This window comes from Dyella sp. GSA-30 (assembly GCF_027924605.1).
Lineage (GTDB): Bacteria > Pseudomonadota > Gammaproteobacteria > Xanthomonadales > Rhodanobacteraceae > GSA-30.
The window spans coordinates 660,200-676,303 of the sequence record NZ_AP027042.1; the positions used below are offsets into that span (position 1 = coordinate 660,200).

The 16,104-nt window shown below is 61.5% G+C and carries 16 protein-coding genes; 10 read left to right on the plus strand and 6 right to left on the minus strand.

Translation table 11 applies throughout. The features are described from left to right. The first annotated feature begins 145 nt into the window (after positions 1-145). The 6 genes from QMG46_RS03020 (at position 146) to QMG46_RS03045 (ending at position 2,865) form a co-directional block, all read left to right on the plus strand. Positions 146-1,021 (plus strand): SDR family oxidoreductase, encoded by an 876-nt coding sequence (locus QMG46_RS03020; protein ID WP_281850980.1) that lies wholly within the window; start codon positions 146-148, stop codon positions 1,019-1,021. A 110-nt stretch (positions 1,022-1,131) separates the two neighbouring features. Continuing rightward, a complete protein-coding gene (locus QMG46_RS03025; RefSeq protein ID WP_281850981.1) occupies positions 1,132-1,581 on the plus strand; it encodes a hypothetical protein in 450 nt (149 codons plus the stop codon). A gap of 174 nt (positions 1,582-1,755) precedes the next feature. Beyond that, the gene (locus QMG46_RS03030; protein WP_281850983.1) at positions 1,756-1,938 is read left to right on the plus strand and encodes a hypothetical protein; all 183 of its coding nucleotides are present in this window, start codon (positions 1,756-1,758) and stop codon (positions 1,936-1,938) included. A 100-nt stretch (positions 1,939-2,038) separates the two neighbouring features. Further along, positions 2,039-2,260, plus strand: a complete 222-nt coding sequence (locus QMG46_RS03035) for a hypothetical protein (RefSeq protein ID WP_281850984.1) — start codon at positions 2,039-2,041, stop codon at positions 2,258-2,260. A gap of 35 nt (positions 2,261-2,295) precedes the next feature. Further along, positions 2,296-2,520: a hypothetical protein gene (locus QMG46_RS03040; RefSeq protein WP_281850986.1), complete on the plus strand. Its 225-nt coding sequence runs from the start codon at positions 2,296-2,298 to the stop codon at positions 2,518-2,520. Positions 2,521-2,619: 99 nt separating this feature from the next. Next, positions 2,620-2,865, plus strand: a complete 246-nt coding sequence (locus tag QMG46_RS03045; RefSeq protein WP_281850987.1) for a hypothetical protein — start codon at positions 2,620-2,622, stop codon at positions 2,863-2,865. 125 nt (positions 2,866-2,990) lie between these two features. On the opposite strand, the gene QMG46_RS03050 is transcribed toward QMG46_RS03045, so the two are convergent. The 5 genes from QMG46_RS03050 to QMG46_RS03070 form a co-directional block, all read right to left on the minus strand. Beyond that, the gene (locus tag QMG46_RS03050; RefSeq protein ID WP_281850988.1) at positions 2,991-3,227 is read right to left on the minus strand and encodes a hypothetical protein; all 237 of its coding nucleotides are present in this window, start codon (positions 3,225-3,227) and stop codon (positions 2,991-2,993) included. Positions 3,228-3,377: 150 nt separating this feature from the next. After that, on the minus strand, positions 3,378-4,121 hold the full coding sequence (locus QMG46_RS03055; RefSeq protein ID WP_281850989.1) for a dienelactone hydrolase family protein: 744 nt from the start codon (positions 4,119-4,121) through the stop codon (positions 3,378-3,380). A 106-nt stretch (positions 4,122-4,227) separates the two neighbouring features. Further along, positions 4,228-6,159: a M48 family metallopeptidase gene (locus QMG46_RS03060; RefSeq protein ID WP_281850990.1), complete on the minus strand. Its 1,932-nt coding sequence runs from the start codon at positions 6,157-6,159 to the stop codon at positions 4,228-4,230. A gap of 49 nt (positions 6,160-6,208) precedes the next feature. Next, a complete protein-coding gene (locus QMG46_RS03065) occupies positions 6,209-6,796 on the minus strand; it encodes a LemA family protein (protein ID WP_281850991.1) in 588 nt (195 codons plus the stop codon). Positions 6,797-7,359: 563 nt separating this feature from the next. After that, positions 7,360-8,349, minus strand: coding sequence for a transporter (locus tag QMG46_RS03070; RefSeq protein ID WP_281850992.1), 990 nt, complete (start codon positions 8,347-8,349; stop codon positions 7,360-7,362). A gap of 111 nt (positions 8,350-8,460) precedes the next feature. Here QMG46_RS03070 and QMG46_RS03075 point away from each other — a divergent pair, with 111 nt between their 5' ends. Further along, a complete protein-coding gene (locus QMG46_RS03075; RefSeq protein WP_281850993.1) occupies positions 8,461-9,930 on the plus strand; it encodes a MocR-like pyridoxine biosynthesis transcription factor PdxR in 1,470 nt (489 codons plus the stop codon). A 78-nt stretch (positions 9,931-10,008) separates the two neighbouring features. Next, a complete protein-coding gene (locus tag QMG46_RS03080; RefSeq protein WP_281850994.1) occupies positions 10,009-10,890 on the plus strand; it encodes a patatin-like phospholipase family protein in 882 nt (293 codons plus the stop codon). Between the two features lie 18 nt (positions 10,891-10,908). Here QMG46_RS03080 and rtcR read toward each other — a convergent pair whose 3' ends face one another. Then, positions 10,909-12,501, minus strand: a complete 1,593-nt coding sequence (gene rtcR, locus QMG46_RS03085) for an RNA repair transcriptional activator RtcR (protein ID WP_281850995.1) — start codon at positions 12,499-12,501, stop codon at positions 10,909-10,911. A gap of 173 nt (positions 12,502-12,674) precedes the next feature. Between rtcR and QMG46_RS03090 the strand changes: the two genes are divergently transcribed. Beyond that, the gene (locus tag QMG46_RS03090; protein WP_281850996.1) at positions 12,675-14,228 is read left to right on the plus strand and encodes an RNA-binding protein; all 1,554 of its coding nucleotides are present in this window, start codon (positions 12,675-12,677) and stop codon (positions 14,226-14,228) included. 644 nt (positions 14,229-14,872) lie between these two features. Then, positions 14,873-16,093 carry an RtcB family protein gene (locus tag QMG46_RS03095; RefSeq protein WP_281850997.1) on the plus strand — a complete coding sequence of 407 codons (1,221 nt, stop codon included), beginning with the start codon at positions 14,873-14,875 and terminating at the stop codon, positions 16,091-16,093. Positions 16,094-16,104 lie beyond the last annotated feature (11 nt).

The window sequence follows — 16,104 nt, forward strand, 5'->3', positions numbered from 1 at the left end:
TATGAGACGACCTGTCCCGATCTTAGCGTCTATGCACCACCAGTGAAACGCCTAGCATAGGCGTCAAGGGACAACACACCGCCTCAGGAACGAACGATCGCGGTTGTGGGATGCCCGATTCATACGCTTTCTCAGGAGAACTCTCATGACCATTCTCGTTACAGGTAGCACCGGTACGATCGGCTCCCAGGTGATCGCGAAACTTGCCGCCAACGGTGCCGATGTGCGCGCGCTCACTCGCTCGCCGGAAAAGGCGCACTTTCCGCAAGGCGTCACTGCGGTCAAAGGGGACTTGATGGATGTCGAGGCGATGCGTGCGGCATTGCAAGGCGTCAGCAGCCTGTTTTTGCTGGTGCCCAACGGGTCCGACGAACTGACCCAGGCGATTAACACCTTGAGTCTCGCTCGCGAAGCCGGTGTACGCGGCATCGTCTATCTCTCGGTAACGCGTAGCGATGTCTACACGGACGTCCCGCATTTCACTGCCAAGCATGCCGTCGAACGCATGATCGAGCAGCTCGATTTGCCAGCCACCATCCTGCGCCCGTCGTATTTCTTCCAGAACGACCTCACGTTGAAGGGCCCGTTGCTCGGTGCCGGCTTGTATGTGTCGCCCATCGGTGGCAAAGGTGTGTCGATGATCGATACCGGCGATATTGCCGACGCGGCGGTGAAAGAGCTGTTGCGTCGCGCACATGCCGATGCGCCGCTGCCGCGCGAGCTCTACGAACTGGTTGGCCCCGATAGCCTGAACGGCGCGACGCTTGCCCAGATATGGACCGAGGTGCTTTCACGCTCCGTGCGTTACCTCGGCGACGATCTCGATGCGTTCGAGAAACAACTGGCAACGGTAGCGCCGAGCTGGAAGGCTTACGACCTGCGACTGATGATGCGCCGGTATCAACAAGACGGTGCGGCAGGCAGCGCTGCCGATATTCAGCGATTGACTGCATTGCTTGGGCGAGCGCCGCGCTCCTATCGTGATTTTGCGATCGAAACCGCGCAAAGCTGGCAGAACTGAGCGCCATAGCCATCCACGCCTGATGTTCCGACGCAGTTGCTCGATCCATCCGGGCAACTGCGTCGGAACAATGGAAGCTTATTCACGCCAAGCCTGCTAAGGTCCGCGCCATGTCAGCGCGCTCCCCCCGCAAGACCCCCAAGCTCGCCCATCCCTGGCTGGCCTGGTGGAACGTCGGCATCCGTACCGCCGACATGATGATCGCTTCGGGCGAAGTCATCGCTCGACGCAGCCATTGGATGGGCAGCATGGGAGCTAATCCATCGGTATCGGATCAGCGTGAGCTGCAGCGCATGGTCGGAGAGAAACTCGACGCCGCGCAGGACTCTCTGCTGGCCATCTCCATCATGACGGGCGATGCGTATTGGTCGGCCACGATGCGGTGGATCAAACAACCAGGCTGGACCATGCAGGGCCAGTTCGACGGCGCCGCCATGGCGCAGGCGGCGTCGGGCGCATGGGGCGACGCGGCACGGATCGTCGATGCAGGCATGAAACCCTTTGGCGAACGCGCCAAGAGCAACGCCAAGCGCTTGCGCAAGCGAAAACCGTCAGGCTGAAGGCAGAGTGTTTTCTAAGTCCCTGCCGCACATCGAATAACATCGGCATAACGGCCAAGCGAGGAGTCTGGGAGTTACGTCGGGCCACTATCGCTTGCTCGACGCCTCAGACAGCACATCCATCTCATGCCTCTGAGTTGCCTGCAAAGGGCGATCCTTCATAGAGGCAAGCTTATGACCCGACCGCCGAAGTCGCTGACGCTCGAAACCATCCACTCGATCTATCAGGGGCCGTCGCTGGGCAAGCCCAGCGAGAAAGCTGTGTATGTCCCCATTGGCCATATGCGGCGCGATCCTTCTCACCCGGGTACGCCACCGCCGCGTCCGTTGCCGCCCAATTCGCGGCGCCCGCGCTAAGTCGATTACAGGCGTCCCGCCTTTTGGCGGATCGCCGCGGCTGGCGTTGCATCTGCTTCATTTGAAAGCACGATCGAACGAGATCGTGCGAGGGGGCTGCATGTCCACCGTCTTGGTCGAAGTTTGGGCGGACGGCCCGAACCTGCTGGGTTTATGGCGAGGAAAGTGGCGTCTCACGCTCGACGGTTCCACCGTGCCGGGGCGCTTCGGTTCCACCCCGTGGCACGACAGTGCTGTCGCGGCGATCGATGAGGCGGCATCGCTGGGCAAATCGGACAAACGCAATGTGCCGAGCGCCGATGCCTCTCCCAGCAGACACTAGCCGGCACCAACCTTCGGATAGAGGACATCCGTGATATGAATGACGACTACACGTTCCTGCCACTCGCCGAAGCACTGCCACGCGACCTGCACGCGCTTTCGCAGTGGTACGCGCACCCCGTACAGGTCACCCAGGAACGCTTCCTGGCGACCCTGGTCGCCGATTCGGAACGTTTTGCAGAACGTGCACGCCAGGAAGCGCCGCTGCCGGACAATGTCGTGCGCCTTTCGACCTATCGGTTGAAGAAAAAAGGCAGCTGATCGCTCGGAAAAATCGCCGCGCAAGGCGTATGGTGGAGGGCATGGTTTTGCCCGGGCAACGCCTTGGCATGCCCTGATCACCCAGACAACGAGCCATGTATGCCGAAGACCCGAGAGACGATCGAAAAAGATCTGGTTCACCTCGACGCCAGCGTCGTCGTGCTGCTCAAGGAATATCCCGACAAGCCGGAATTCTGGATGGAGTTTTCCGGCCTGGCTGGCAACCTGCTGGAAGGTGCAAGCAGTGACGACCGCGGCTGGGTCGGCAAGCGCATCGAGGCGATCCTGCAGCGCCGCGGCGCCGGGCTCCCGCCTGAAAACCTGTTGTCGCTTGTCGCGGGTTAACCGCCAAGCATTCGAGCCATTCGCCAACGTGCAGAAGGTTTGCAGCCGGTGCCCTTCGGCACGCAGTCGCTGCCCGCTTACCCGGCTTGAGGCTCCCGGCTGCAAGCCTTCTGCACGTCGAAACGCTATTTGATCAGGCGGTGCGAAAACCCGGCGGTGATCGATGATGGCGAGGACGACGTCGCTCGCCGGCGTCCGAGGCAGACGCACAGATAGAGCGCACTCAAGGCGATGCCACGCCACATGTTGGCGTCACCGCCATCGGCGTGCAGCAATTCGAAGAGTGCCAACAGAAACAGATCAGCCGCCGCAATGAATCCAATACTGCGCATACCCGTGTAGGAGCCTTGTAGGAACGCCATACCGATATGATGAAGCGGGGCGGCATAAAGATGCGCTATCGCAAAACGGCCTGCATCGTATAAATCGCGTAAATAGTTTTTTTTACGGCAACTGGCCCAAAACACATCGGGGGCGGCGCAACCGCCGTCCCCTTTATGCAGGTACCGCTATCAGGCTGCCAGCGCTTCGCCGAACAGCTTGGCCAGCGCCTGGTGATGACGCTCGGCCGCCTCGACATTGAATGCCGGGTGATCGGGCACGGCAAAACCATGGTGCGCGCCGGCATAGGTTTCGACGATGTGCTCGACGCCCGCGACGCTAAGCGCCTTTCCGAGTTCGGCCTTCTGCGCGTCGGTGAAGTGCGCATCTTCCACCGCACCTGCGACATAGACGCGACCGGTGATGCCCTTGACGAAAAGGTGCGGGCTGTCGGGTTGGTCCGTCGCCAGACCGCCGCCATGGAACGACGCGATAGCGGCGAATGCGCCTTTGTATTCGCCCGCGACCGTCAGTGCGACATTGCCGCCCATGCAGTAACCGGTGCCGCCAAAACGCTCGCCCTTGACCTCCTCACGCCCCTTCAGAAACTCGATGAAGGCCGCGCTATCGGACACTTTGCGGTCACGGCTGAGGGTGCCGATCATGCGGATCAGATTTTCCATCTGCTTGGGATCGGCGAACACCTCGGCCGGCACCATCTGCTCGTAGCCGCCCTCGCGGTAGTAGAGATCCGGCAGCAGCACGACATAGCCGGTATCGGCCAGCTGCTGGGCCATGTCCCACAGCGCCGGGCGAATGCCCAGGCCGTCCATATAGAAAACGACGGCAGGCCATGGGCCGGTACCAGCCGGCGTGAACAACGAGGCCGGGCAGTTTCCATCGCGGGTCTTGATAACAACGTCGGTACGGGACATCGGCGGGATCTCCGGGGATTGGGGAAATACCGCATTATAGATATATGAGGGTATCCTCATACAACAGCAAGAGCTTGCGGCTCGCCGAAAAGCCGCCAGATACGTATTAATGCAGCGGCATGACGCAATGAAGACTGGCGCAGATCACCCGCAGCAGCGCCATTTCTTCGGGCGTGATCTTGTCGTCGGCGCGAATTGCACGGACCAGACTCTGGATGAAGATGTCCTTGGCCGCCGGCATCAAGCCGTCGAGCTCACCCAGCGCGCGATCCAGGGCCTGCTGCCAGTCCAGGGACGGTGTTTGCCAGACTTGTGCGTTGCCCGGAAAGGCATCAGTCATCGCCAGCAGCCATGCGCGCCGCGCGGCTGCATCGTCGCTGCTGCCATGCGCGGCGACGATGGCGATGACGAACGAAGCACTCGCGATACATGCGGGTAGTTTCTTTTGACCATCGACAGGAGCACTGCGCGGATGCAGGGCTTCGGACAACTGCAAGCGCATCAACCGCGCCAGGCAGTAGTCTTCCAGACCGACCTGACTGTTGGTTCGCGTGACGGTTTCCAACGTACTCAGAAAGGTCTGCAGGCGCCCCTCCGGCAACTGCTTGAGTACCGGGAAAGACAAGGCAAGCAGGCTCATGCGCTTGCCGGGCGCGAGACTTTTCACCTGCTCCGCCAATCCGGCAACGGCGTATTGCATGTCATCACCGAACGCACTGGCGATCGAGCGACGCTGCGTCGTCGCCAACGCCTCCTGTGGTGACAGGACAATGGCGAACATGAGCGCCAGCGCCGACTCCGGCTGTTTGGTCGCCTGGATCAGAGCTGCCGATGAGGCTGGCGAGACGGCGGCTGCCGATGAGGCTGGCGAGACGGCGGCTGCCGAACTCGCCTCACCACCGCCGCCACCAAGCTCGGTAAGCAAAGGCGCGGCGACGACCGCTGCAACCGGCGTGAACGGTATCGGGTTCGAGGGCGATGCCTCGGGCTCGCGCTCCGACGCTCGGGCTCGCGCGGCCTCCGCGTCCTGCATCGCGCTGAAAATCGTTTCCAGCTCCGATTCGCGAAAACCCGGATCGAGGCTGCGGATGCGCTTCATCAGCGGCGGATGCGTCGCATACAAGCCGTCAAAGAATCCCGGCGCATCGGATTCGCCAAACAGCATATGTGCGACTTCGTGGCGATTGGCCGCCTGCAGGCGCGAACCATCGCCCAGGGCCGCGATCTTTTTCAACGCACCGGCAATGCCCTGAGTCTGCCGTGTGAACTGCACTGCCGAGACATCCGCCAGCGATTCGCGCGAACGGGCTACCGAGGCCTGGATCAACCGGCCGAAGAAATAACCGATATAGCCGACGGCAAGCAGCGCCAGGCCGATCACCCAGACCCGGCCGTCCGAACCACGGCGACCGAAACGAACATTGCCGAAATTAAGCAGCTGCCTGCCGATCACCGCCAAGGCCATGATGCCAAACAGCAAACCGATCAAGCGAATATTGAGCCGCATATCGCCATTGAGCACATGGCTGAACTCATGCGCGATCACGCCCTGCAGTTCGTCGCGAGTGAGATTGTCCAGACAGCCCTGTGTCACGCAGACAGCCGCGTCCGACACCGAGTAGCCCGCGGCAAATGCATTGATGCCCGGCTCGTCCTGCATCAGGTAGATATCCGGCACCGGCGAGCCCGATGCGATGGCCACCTCTTCGATCACATTGCGCAACAGGCGCAACTGCGGATCGCGCGTGTCGGGCGAAACGCGCACCGCGCCCATGCTCTCGGCAACCGCCTTGCCGCCGCTCGAAAGACTCATGATGCGGTACATCGCGCAACCGCCGATCACCAGCAGCATGCCGATCGTAGTCAGTGGCAGCAGCCTGCGACTGGCCCAGCCCGTATGGGCCAGACCGTGGCGCGCCATCATGACCCAGACCACCATATCCACCGTAACGACAATCGCCACCACGGCCAGCGCGAACAGCAACACCATGCGACGGCTGCTGCCGCGCACGCGCGCTTGTTGAGCGAAGAAATCCATCGCGTTTCCCCAGGGCGGCCGTCACGCGTCAGCGCGACGGCCAGGTCGATCAGCTGAAGGAAACCTTGGGGGCTTCGCGTGCCGCCGGATTCTCAAGGGCGAGCGGCTCGGCCGGCTGAAAGCTGAAACTGTTGGCGACGAACGACCCCGGAAAAACCTCGCGCCGGTTGTTGTACGTCATGACAGCATCGTTGTACGCCTGACGCGCAAACGCGACGCGATTCTCGGTCGAGGTCAGCTCTTCGGAGAGCTGCATCATCGTCTGATTGGCCTTGAGATCGGGATACGATTCGCTCAACGCGAACAACCGGCCCAGGCTCTGCGTCAACGCGTTTTCGCTACCGGCAAGCTGCTGCATCGCCGAGGGATCGCCCGGATTGGCCTTGGCGCCGGACAGATCGGTGACCGCCGTATTGCGCGCCTTCACCACCGCTTCCAGCGTGTCGCGCTCGTGCGCTAGATAGGCCTTGGCCGTCTCGACCAGATTGGGAATCAGATCATGGCGGCGCGTCAGCTGCACATCGATCTGCGCAAACGCGTTCTTGTAACCGTTACGCGATGTCACCAGGCCGTTATAGAGCGCTACGACATAAAAAATGATCGCAACGATGATGACCAGAAAAATAACCAATCCCATGGAAGTCCCCCTGATGACGCATGCTGCGCCAGACGGGGCGGAGGATAGCATGGGGGTTTGGAGGGGCGAGCGGGCGAGGAGTGAGTGGAGAGGAGTGAGGAGTGAGTGCCGAGTGGGAAAGGCTTTCGCGAGCACCCAGCCCCCTCACCCCAACCCTCTCCCCCGGCAAAGCCAGGGGAGAGGGAGCAGGTAGCGAGAGAGCGAAGAACTGAGACTCCTTCAGTCAGCCCCCTCTCCCCTGGCTCCGCCGGGGGAGAGGGTTGGGGTGAGGGGGCTTTAAGTCCTCACCACCACGACGCCTCGCGCACAGCTTCGGCGCACCTCAGAAGCGCTTGAAGTGTCCCCACTCGGTTCGACTAGACGGTCCGAACGGTTTTATCTCTCAATGCTGCTCAGAGCTCTGGCTCCAAAGGCCATTCTCTCTTTGGTTACTTTCTCTTTGGGCCAGCAAAGAGAAAGTGACTCGCTCGCCGGCAGGCGAGTGAAACGCCCGCTGCGCAAGCGGCCAGGTCGCCCGAACACTCAGGCAAGAACCAAGCCCCCCACAAAACCGGCTTCTCCACTCAAAACACCATATTAAGCGCCACCGCCGGCGTAACCGTCGTAGTCACCCGACGCCCTCCAAAAATAACGCGAGTACCCAGCAAAACCCCAATATTGGGCGACCAGTTGTACTCAATCGCAGGCGCAACACCAAACGCCGACTGCGAACCAGAGCTGGCACGAAAAAGCGTCGGATAGGAAAGGCCATTGATATTCGTCATGTCGTATCCGGACACATGCGTGCTGTTGCTATGCGCATAAGTGAGATCAAGTGCCAACACCCACGACCGCACCAGACTGTACTCCCAAGCCAAATCCACATTGAACGCATTACCCGGCCGCGCCCGCCCACGAAAGTCGCGCCCCGTCCCATAAACACTCACCCCATCGACATCCGCATGACCAGAAACAGTCTGCGCAAGATTAAGCCGCATGCGCAAAATGCGACCATTCGGCATCCAGAAATAAGTCTGCGCATTGAACTGCAGCGTAGTGGCGTAAACGCCACTACCCAGCCCGTTATTCGGGTTACTGCCAAGACGATCGTAAGCGCCAGTCGGCAACGTTTCCTGTATTTCGATAGCAGTCGTCGGCACCCAGCTACCGGGTTCGAACTGCGTCAACCGGTATTGCGCCTGCACACTGAAGTCGCCCAACAGAACACGCGAGCTGTTTGGACTGCCGCCGCCCGTGTTGAAACCAATCACCGGAATCAGACCGACGGAGAGTCGATCCGTGAGCCCGTACAAAACATACGCGCGCGAGCCATAGCTGTCCGCGCGGGTGGAATGGACGTCGTAAAGATAGGGCTCGATCAGCCAGTGCCCTTGCGGCAAGGTCGACGCCGAATTGGCCAGCATCGGGCCGGTCCACCAGGCATCGTCCATGGCCTGGCGCGACGCCGGCGACGACGGTTCGAGCGCTGGTGTATCGACCGTCTGGGCCGATACCACCGTCACGCAGGTAAGGCAGGCAAACGCGCAAGCGAGCCGAAGCAGGGGCCACACCATCAGTTGCTCTCTCAACCTGTCCTAAGCGGGTCGCTAAAAACTAGGTGACATGGTGGTCCATCGACATAGCCACTTTGCTAGCATCGGGCATGACCACTTGGGGGTGATCGCATGACACGAGTATCCGCCAGTTTTCTACCGCCTGTCGCGCTGGACCGGCGCAGTGGCATACCGATGCATCGGCAATTATCGGAATGGTTCCGCCACGCCATTATCGGCGGGCAATTGCGGCCCGGACAGCGCGTGCCGTCGACGCGTAGCTTGGCCAAGGAACTGAAAATCTCCCGCCTGCCGGTATTAAGCGCCTATGAACAGCTTTTTGCCGAAGGCTATCTGGAGACTTTCACCGGTGCCGGCACCTGTGTCGCGCAATCGATCCCCGGCGGCCTCACCGCCTCCATGGATGCGAAGGCGCCCGAGCCTGCTCAATCGGCGGCACCGCGACCCGTTTCCCGTCTCGCCACTTCGATGCAGGAACCGCCGCCGCCCTGGCTGGCGAACCAGGGGGCTTTTCGCGTGGGGCTGCCGGCGCTCGATCATTTTCCCCGCGAAATCTGGTCGAAACTGGTGAATCGGCATGCGCGCCGCATGCCTACGCAACTGATGACCTATGGCGATCCGATCGGCTACCTGCCGTTTCGCGAAGCCATCGCGCAATACCTCGGCACCGTGCGTGGTGTGCGTTGCGATGCCTCGCAGATTCTGGTGACCACCGGCTCTCAGCAAGGCCTGGTCATTTCCGCGTTGGCCCTGCTGGAGCCCAAGGCACGCGTCTGGATGGAAGAGCCCGGTTATCCGGGCGCACGTCAGGCCCTGCAGTCGGTGGGCGCACAGATCGTTCCGGTACCCGTCGATGACGAAGGCCTCGACATCGCCGAAGGCATACGACGCAGCCGCAACGCACGCGCGGCGTACATATCGCCGTCGCACCAGTTTCCGCTTGGCGTCACCATGAGCGCCACGCGACGCATCCAGTTGTTGAACTGGGCCGCACGCAGCGGCGCATGGATCATCGAGGACGACTACGACAGCGAATACCGCCTGGCCGGCCATCCCATCGCCTCCCTGCAAGGGCTCGATACCGATGCGCGCGTGATCTATGTCGGCACCTTCAGCAAGGTGGTGTTTCCTGCCCTGCGGCTGGGCTATGTGGTGGTGCCAAGAGACGTCATGCCGGCCTTCCTGAGCGTGCGCAATGGCATGGATACGTTCTCATCCACGCTCTATCAGCTGGTGATGACCGACTTTATCCGCGAGGGGCATTTCGCCCGCCACATCCGGCGCATGCGCGCGCTTTATATGGAGCGCCGCACCGCACTGCTCGAGTCGATCGAGACGCATATGCACGGCCGGCTCGACATCATTGGCGCGGAAGCCGGCATGCAGCTCGTCGCCCTGCTCCCACCCGGCGTCGACGATGTCGCCATTTCTCGCGCGGCCGCGCAACAAGGCGTGTCGGTCAGACCGTTGTCGATGTGCTATGCCGACCCACCCGCACGCGGCGGGCTTATCTTCGGCTATGGCGGTGCCAGCGTACGAGAGATTCGCGAAAGCATACGCAAGCTCAAAAGCTGTCTTTGAAGGACATCGTGACCGCGCGCCCTTGGCTTGCGATCGAATCGCCACCATGCATAAACCCTCACTCTCATAGCCGACGTCATGCGTATCGAACCTGTCACCCGCTTGGATCTCGGCTCGATACAGACGCTGGTATTCGCCGGCGGCGGCAATCGCTGCTGGTGGCAGGCCGGCGCGGTGACCCATTGGCAGGAACGCGGCTGGACATTACCGCCGACCCTGATCGGCACCAGCGCGGGTGCCGCCGTGGCTACCGCCTGCCTGAGCCGGCGCGTGCCGATGGCGCTCAACGGGTGCATCGGTTTATTCGATACCACTCCGCGCATCTTCGACTGGCGCGGCCTTGCCCGGCTCAAGCTCAGTTTCGCGCACCAACGTGTCTATCCCGCCTGGCTCTCGTCTTTCATCGACGATGCCGGCTTCGACGGCTTGCGCCAGGCACCAAACCGATTACGCGTGGCCTTTACGCGACCGGCGCGCTTGCTCGGCCTTGGCGGTTCGCTCGCCGCGGGCACACTCGCCTACATGGTCGATCGCTATCTGGCCAAGCGCTTGCATCCACGACTACCGCGATGGCTGGGGCTGCACTACGAGTTCGTCGATCTGCAGCAATGCGACGACCTGGCCGCAGCCAAGAACCTGCTGGTCAGCGCCGCCGCTGCGCCACCTTTTCTCTCGGCCCAACGTATCGACGGACGGCACGCCATCGACGGCGGCTATGCCGACAACGCGCCGATTCCGGAACAGAGCTTGTCGGAGAAAATCTCGACACTGGTATTGCTGACTCGCCATTACCCGAAACTTCCAACACTGTTCCGCTTCAACGACCGCCATTACTGGCAGCCAAGCCAGCGCATTCCGGTGTCGACCTGGGACTGCACGGCGCGTGCCACCGTGCGCGACGCCTTTAGCCTGGGCCAGCAGGATGCGCTGAATTTGCGCATGCGTATCGCGTTGCCATAAGACAGCAGCGAGAACCGGTCAGGAAAGAGCGCTCTCTCGAATCTGCTCCCATTCGAGATCAAAGCGGGCGAGATACTTGCGCAGTCGATCGGCATCGTTGGTGCTGGCGCGCTGCTGCCGGGATACGGCAAACAGTTCGCGCCCAGCCTGCGAGAGCGACTTCGATTTCGCACAGACCCGTACAACCTCTTCCAACTGCACGCGATCGAAGCGGTCCAGCGCCGCAACACGCTCGCCCAGCAAAGCCTCCAAAGGCGAGGGTTCGCCGCCGCTACGCCATTGGCGGGTCAGGCGCTCAACCTCCTCGTCGACCAGTTCGGTCTGGATACGGCCCGCCTTCGCAAGCGTCGCCATACGCATGACCGACGCGCCCAGATCGCGGAAATTTCCGCTCCAGCGCGCCTCGATACTTGTGGCAAAGGAAAGAAAATGAGCGCGCGCTTCGCGGTTGAAGGTGACGCGTTGATGTTGTTCGCGCGACCAGCGCTCCAGCTCGAAATCGAGATTGGGCTCGATATCCTCCACACGCTCGGCCAGACCTGGCAGACGGTATGTCCAAAGATTCAGACGAGCGAGCAGGTCCTCGCGAAACCGGCCCTGCCCGACCGCTTCGTGCAGATCCCTGTTGGTACCGGCGATCAACTGGAAATCGCTTTCCACTTCCTTGTCGCTGCCCACCGGCAGAAAGCGTTTTTCTTCCAGCGCTCGCAACAACATCGCCTGCTCATCGAGACCCAGTTCGCCGATCTCGTCGAGAAAAAGCAGTCCCTGGTGAGCCGAACGCAACAAGCCAGCCCGATCGCTGGTCGCGCCGGTGTAGGCGCCCCGGGTGTGACCAAACAACGTGCTCATGGCGCCGTCGCCGCGCAAGGTAGCGCAATTGACCTCGACGAATCGGCCCGGTAGTTGATGCTTGAGCTTCTTCAGCTCGAACACGCGCTTGGCAAGCTGACTTTTTCCGGCGCCGGTCGGCCCCATCAGCAGCATCGGCGCTTTCGAACGAGTCGCGACCGTTTCGATCTGCTCGATCATGCGATTGAATGCCCGATTGCGTGTGGCGATGCCGCTCTTGAGCAAGTTGCGGTCGGTCAGCTGCTGCTGTTCGAAGCGCTGCGCGATGCGGTCGTAACGTGAAAGATCAAGATCGATCACCGCAAAGCTGCCCTCCACGCCCTCCTGTTTGCGCGGCGGCGACGTCTGCAGCAGCTGGCCTGGAAAGATTCGGCTTTCGGTCAGCAGAAACCAGCAGATCTGCGCAACGTGCGTGCCCGTCGTGATGTGAACGTAGTAGTCCTCTTCATCCGGGCGAAAATCATACGCGCGCAAAAAATCATGCAGCGTCGCGTACACGCCTTCGAAATCCCACGGATCGGACAGGTAGGTATCGTGGTGACATACCTGCGTTTCCGGCGACACCTGTGCGATGTCTTCGGTAACTGCCTTGGCAAGCTTGCCGTAGCGACGCGCATCGAACAGCAGATCCAGCCGGTCGAGCAGGAAGTCTTCATGCATCCCCAGCGACACCGTCGGGCGCCAGCGCTCCCAGCGCGCCGTACCCGAACCCGCGTCGATCTGGGTACCCAGCATGCCGATGACCACCCGTCGCTTCATTTATCTTGTCCGATATATGACTAGCTAAAATTATATACTTTTTCCATCCTGGCCTAGCCAAGTCTAGCCACCAGCTGCCATTAATTGCCTAAATATCAAATAGATATACGCAACTCACCTACATTGGCACGCCACTTGCCCTATCCAGCTCAAGTCCAACTGGAATGCGCAACATGGCCAACATCACTCTGTTCAACTCCCATCGCGGCGCCCACGTCCCGGCGACCGATGCACGCAACGAAGCTGGCGGCGCTGCCTATGTGCGCCATCCGGAATCGGCGCTGGCGCTCTATGCCGCCACCGGCTGCCTGAACGGCACTTTCTATGCGAGCGCCGAAGAGCAGCTCGACTATGTGCTGAAGCTGGGTGGCGAGGTATCGGCGCAATTTGTGGCCAAGACGGCGGTCTATGCCCGTCAGCGCGGCTATATGAAAGACATGCCGGCATTGCTGCTGGCCACGTTGACCATGCGCGACGCCAAAACGCTCGAAGCGGCTTTTCCGCACGTCGTGGACAACGGGCGCATGTTGCGCAACTTCGTGCAGATCGTGCGCAGCGGTCGCATCGGCCGCAAGTCGCTGGGCTCGCTACCCAAGCGTCTGGTGCGGACGTGGCTTGAGAATGCCTCGGTAGAGCAGCTTCTCGCCGCGGCGATCGGCTCGAAGCCCTCCTTGGGCGACGTGATCAAGATGGTCCATCCCAAGCCGGCTGATGCCGAGCGCGCCGCACTCTACGCTTGGCTGATCGGCAAGTCGTACGACGAGGCCGCATTGCCGGAGAAGGTGCGTGCATATGAGCGCTTCAAGCGCTCGCCGCATGTGTCGATACCGGCGCTGCCGTTCCAGTACTTCACGTCGCTGCCACTGGATGTGAAGCACTGGACCCAATTGGCCCACGCCTCGTCATGGCAGACCTTGCGCATGAACCTCAACACGTTTGCCCGCCACGGAGTATTCGACAACCAGCGTACCGCACTGAAAATCGCCAATCGCCTGCGTGACCCGGCCGAAATCCGCAAAGCGCGCGTGATGCCTTACCAGCTGTTGACCGCCTATTACGCGGCCAGCCAGACGATGCCGGCGTCGATCGTCGATGCGCTGCAGGACGCCATGGAAGTGGCGACCCGCCAGGTACCGTCGCTAGATGGAAACGTGGTCGTTGCGGTCGACGTATCCGGCTCGATGGGATCGCCGGTTACCGGTTACCGCAAGGGCTCGACCACGGTGGCGCGCTGCGTCGACGTGGCCGCGCTGATCGCCGCCTGCATTCAGCGCAATCATCGTGCGGCCCGGATCATGCCGTTCGATACGCAGGTGCGCGACCTGCGCCTGAACGCTCGCGACAGCGTGATGACGCAGGCAAAGCAGCTGGCGTCGTTGTGTGGTGGCGGTACGGCGGTAAGCGCTCCGCTGGTCCAGCTCAACAAGGAAAAGGCCAAGGTGGATCTGCTGGTACTGGTCTCCGACAACGAAAGCTGGCGCGATACCCGCGCAGGCGGAGCCACCGCGACGATGCAGCAATGGGCAGCGATCAAGGCGCGCTGTCCCGACGCTCGCATGATCTGCATCGACCTGCAGCCGAACGCGACGAGCCAGACGGTCGAGTCGCCGGATGTGCTGCACGTCGGCGGCTTCAGCGACGCGGTGTTCGATTTACTGGCGGTGTTTGCGGCACAAGGTGGTGGCGCCACCCGCTGGGTGGAGCGGATCGCATCGATGTCGCTTTGAATCCGGCACAGGGATGTGCCGTGGGACGATCCCGGAGGGCCGGGTCGTTCGTTGCCTCAAGGCCAGGAGGCTGCGGGGCGGGAGGGGCCGGCGGGCAATGGGGCCTGCCGGATGGAGATGGGCAACGGCGAATGCTGATACGACTACATATGGTTGAACGCGAAAGCGTGCCGGTTCGAGCCCGGAATGTCGCATCAACCCTTGTCGTCGTTGCCCTCACGGTTTTTGGCGATGTGTCGCGAATGCCGACGAAACTACACCTACTAAGTGCCAGGTCGCGGGTTCGAGTCCCGCCCGCCGCAAGGCGGTAGCTCAGCGGTAGAGCAGGACGTTTCGTCACCCTCGTCACGACACATCGCCAAGAACCGTTCAATGTGGTGCGGTGCGAATGCATAGCGAAACTACATCCTTTGGAGATCCATGTTTCGCACGTTTTCTTGTCACACCGCGCCACATCCGTTTTACGCGGCGAATGCAGGTGGAACTACATCGGAAAGCCCTTCGGGGTCGGGTTCAAATCCCGGACGCATGCCGCCCAGGCGGCAAGCGAAAGCCGTTCCCCCACTCCTTGTCGCCGCACCTTTATCATGGCGATCCTCTCGCGGGATCGCGCCACCAGAATCACCGCAACACGAGACATCATCATGAAGACGCAGAACTACGACGTCATCAACGACCCCGGCGCCGTGCCGATCAAGTTGTGGACCCGCGGCGTGCCGTTGGAAGACGAGGCGCGCCGTCAGCTCCAGAACATCGCCAAACTCCCGTTTATCCATCGCTGGATTTCGGTCATGCCGGACGTACACCTCGGCAAGGGCGCGACGGTAGGCTCGGTGGTGCCGACCATCGGCGCGATCGTACCGGCTGCCGTGGGCGTGGATATCGGCTGCGGCATGATCGCGGCGCGGACCACGCTGACAGCGAACGACCTGCCCGACAACCTCACCGAGATACGTAGCGCGATCGAGAAGGCGGTGCCGCACGGCCGCACGGTCGGCGCGCGCGACAAGGGGGCCTGGGCAAACCCGCCGGAGGCTACCGTAGAGGGCTGGGCTTCGTTGCAGGACGGTTTCGACCGTATCGTGGCGCGGCACCCCAAGCTCAAGCGCAGCAACCATCTCCATCACCTGGGCACCCTCGGTACCGGCAATCATTTCGTCGAGGTCTGCCTGGACGAGGAGAATCGCGTGTGGTTCATGCTGCACTCGGGATCCCGTGGCGTAGGCAACGCGATTGGAAGCCATTTCATCGAACTGGCCAAGCAGGATATGCGTCGCTGGATGATCAACCTGCCCGATCAGGATCTGGCCTACCTGCCGGAGGGCAGCGATCATTACGCGGACTACGTTTTCGCCGTGGACTGGGCGCAGCGTTTTGCGCGCAACAACCGCGAAATCATGATGAAGCATGTGGTCGAAGCGGTGCGCAAGGTGATCGCCAAGCCGTTCGACGCCCAAGCCGAGGCGGTCAACTGTCACCACAACTACGTCAACCGCGAGCATCATTTCGGCAAGGACGTACTGGTGACACGAAAAGGGGCGGTGAGCGCACGGAAGGGTGAGATGGGCATCATTCCCGGCAGCATGGGTGCGAAAAGCTTTATCGTGCGCGGCCTGGGTAACGAAGACAGCTTTCACAGCTGCAGTCATGGCGCCGGCCGTGTCATGAGCCGTACCGAGGCACGTCGTCGTATCAGTGTTGAGGAGCATGCCAAGGCGACCGCACATGTGGAGTGCCGCAAGGATGCCGATGTCGTCGACGAATCGCCGGCGGCATACAAGTCGATCGATGCTGTCATGGCGGCACAGAGCGACCTGGTTGAGATCGTGCATACGTTGCGCCAGGTCGTCTGCGTCAAGGGATAGCCCGATCCGGC